Origin of the sequence: Staphylococcus sp. OJ82, assembly GCF_000294465.1 — a bacterium.
Taxonomy (GTDB): domain Bacteria; phylum Bacillota; class Bacilli; order Staphylococcales; family Staphylococcaceae; genus Staphylococcus; species Staphylococcus equorum.
This window is the reverse complement of the sequence record NZ_ALPU01000023.1, coordinates 1-2,981: the sequence shown is the minus strand read 5'-3', so window position 1 is coordinate 2,981 and position 2,981 is coordinate 1. Positions and strand designations below refer to the sequence as shown.

General features: G+C 31.3%; 3 protein-coding genes and 1 pseudogene. All 4 read left to right on the top strand.

The genetic code is table 11. The annotated features are described in order from the left end of the window. The coding region (locus tag SOJ_RS13940) for a plasmid mobilization protein (RefSeq protein WP_037539696.1) at nt 1-351 on the top strand (351 nt) is incomplete at its 5' end. A 296-nt stretch (nt 352-647) separates the two neighbouring features. Next, complete coding sequence (locus tag SOJ_RS13935) at nt 648-1,607, top strand: relaxase/mobilization nuclease domain-containing protein (protein WP_002508766.1); 960 nt, start codon at nt 648-650, stop codon at nt 1,605-1,607. After that, on the top strand, nt 1,570-2,124 hold the full coding sequence (locus tag SOJ_RS14785; RefSeq protein ID WP_338009710.1) for a DUF334 domain-containing protein: 555 nt from the start codon (nt 1,570-1,572) through the stop codon (nt 2,122-2,124). The genes SOJ_RS13935 and SOJ_RS14785 overlap by 38 nt, the downstream gene beginning before the upstream one ends. Before the next feature lie 317 nt (nt 2,125-2,441). Next, nucleotides 2,442-2,647, top strand: a pseudogene (locus SOJ_RS14780) (RepB family plasmid replication initiator protein); the annotation flags it as partial. Nucleotides 2,648-2,981: the final 334 nt, after the last annotated feature.

Below are 2,981 nucleotides of genomic sequence, written 5' to 3'. Positions count from 1 at the left end.
GCGCCTGTTGGGGAAAACCGAAAACCCAACCGCAAAGAGCCAAAACAAATTAGTTTCAGAGTGAGCGAATCCGAATATGAAAAGTTAAGGTCTTCTGCCGAAACTTTGAATATGAGTGTGCCGACTTTCGTTAAGAAAAAGGCACATGGGAGTCGATTGGTAGCGCCCAAATTAGATAAAGAGACGCGACAATCGATGGCCAAAGATTTAAGTAAGTTGGGGGCCAACGTGAATCAGATTGCTAAATACTGTAATCAACATAAAAATGAAACGCCCCATTATCATGCAATGGATCGAAATATCCAAGCAGTACGTGAAAGGCTTAATGATATATGGCAAAGCCTAAATTAAAGCGTTATTCAAATATAGTGATAAGAATATTATTCAACATTTTATTATCACTAATCTTTTTAGGCTTTATCGCAATTTTATATTTCACGCATTTTGTATCAGTGATATCAGTGATTATTTGTTCCTTTTTATATACATTTATAAGTATTTTGAGAGACAGAATTGCTCCAAAAAAGAAGAAGAAGAAGAATGCTAAAAAATAAGTTAAAACACATACTTATTTTAAGTTATTTAATTATTTAGTGCTGGATTGATTATTGATGTAATAGAACCGAAAAAGAAACGAAGTGATGAAAATGGCAACAACTAAATTAGGCAATACAAAATCGGCAAGCAGGGCAATCAATTACGCAGAAAAGCGAGCAGAAGAAAAAAGTGGTTTGAATTGCGATGTAGATTACGCCAAATCAGCTTTCAAAGCCACACGGTCTTTATATGGCAAAGAAGATGGGATTCAAGCGCATACAGTAATCCAATCATTCAAACCGAACGAAGTAACATCGGAACAATGTAATCAAATTGGTTTGGAATTAGCCGAGAAAATCGCCCCCAATCATCAAGTCGCAGTTTATACGCATACAGATAAAAACCATTACCACAACCATATTGTGATTAATTCAATTGATCTTGAGACAGGTAAAAAATATCAAAGTAATAAAAAACAACGTGAACTGGTAAAACGAGAAAATGACAATATCTGTCATGAACATGGTTTATCAGTTCCAGAAAAACAAAGAGAAACACGCTATACACAAGCTGAGTATGAAATCGGAAAAGAAGCTCAAAAAGGCAATAAACCGATACCTTGGAAAGAACAAATTCGTATGGTTATAGATCAAACACAAGCGATCAATTATGAACAGTTAGGCGCTGATTTGCTACAGAACGGCATAAAAATCGAACGTATCACTGAAAAAACGATTACTTACAAACATCTTGAAGAAGATAAAAAGGTACGTGGCAGTAAACTAGGCGAGAAATACGATAAAAGGGGCTTAGAACATGGGTATGATGGACGAATTAAATCCAGAGAACGACAAAATACTAAAGAAACTCGACCAGATAGAAAAGCAACTCAATCAGAGTGGGACAACTTCGCAGACAACACCAGAAAACTCGCAAGTGATAGACGAAGTGCTGAAGCAGCAAGACTTGCTCATGAGAAATCTCTCCGAGATAAAGAAGAACGAGAAAGAGAGAGAAAAGAATCACAAAGCCTTGTTAGAGAATCTAAAAGATTCGACCTCGAACTTTAATCAAGCAACTAAAAATACCGAGGATAAATTTATAAGTGTAGCGAGAAGTTATTTAAGAAAATTGGATACAGACAACCAAGAACAAGATTTTAAACAAGCCTTTGATGAAAAATTTAAAGACTTAGATAAACAAGTAAGTGATTTATTAGAGCATTATAAAAAACATAATGACCAAGCAAAAAAAGAAACAAACGAATACAAAAAGACGATTACGGATCGCTTAGATAAAAACGATATAATTGTTGAGAATTTAAATAAATCTTTAGATATTATGACGAAAGGCGTTGTATCTTTATTTTTTGTTGTCGCAATCATTGCTTTGGTTTCGTTGGTAACGGGACCAATTAGTAACTTTTTTGGCATTTCACAAGGCTACGACTTTATTAATCATGAAATAGCGACAAAAGAAAGTATTTGGAGATATTTATGGGGTGTTTTATATGTTTTACCGTATGTTTTTTTCGGTTTTCTTATACATGGTGTTTTAAAAGCATTTAACGCCATAAGGTGGAAATGATGTGTAAATCATCATAATCAATGCTTACGTTGCTAAATACCCCTTTAAAATCCAAAATAAAGGCAAATAAAAAGCCATTTCAATATAAAATTGAAATGGCTAAAATAAAAGAAATGCTTTGTTCATTAATAATACCTATAAAAATACTACGTGAATTTCAGTCTAATTTCAAATTTTAAGCTACTATTAGCTTAAAACTAATAGTAGCCTGTGTGAACTTAAGTGTTAAGTAGAGATAGTGCTAAATGTACTATACCTGAATATTAAAAGTTTAAACTTTTAATTATATAATCTTTTAAGATCTTTTTGACAATGTTATAGGTAGTTATATTGTTGTGTACAAAAATGATTTAAATTTAATACCTTTATGTAATTTTACATGTGTTGAAATGAACTTATTTTTTCAATGTTTAACAAACTTAAAGAACAAGAAACACATAAATTAACTATACCTTTTGAGAATTTAAAAGAGCTATCTAATTATGATCAAACTGCAAAAGAAAGATTTATTAATGATTTAAAAAAAGCCACTAGAAATTATTCTAGTGGCTTTTTTTAAATCAAACTCTTATCTAATTATAAAATTAAAAACAACTAAGATATGAAATTAATGGAAAAAATAAAGAAGTTAGGGATACTTCTATACGAGTATTATAACAAAGAAAATTGGACAAGCTATACTAAATATATATAAAGTTAGTAAATTAATGCAAGAAATTAAAAAAACTACTGTTAATAAGCCTGTGCAAAGCTATAACAGTAGTTCGAAACACTTTTTGAAAATTTTTATGTTTAATTAAGAAGTGTTAGGAAAGAGTCCCAAATTAATTATAACAATAGTACATTATTGATGCATA

What these genes read in the sequence shown, in the direction of transcription:
- SOJ_RS13935 (WP_002508766.1), top strand. Translation starts at nt 648, where the DNA reads ATGGCAACAACTAAATTAGGCAATACAAAATCGGCAAGCAGGGCAATC.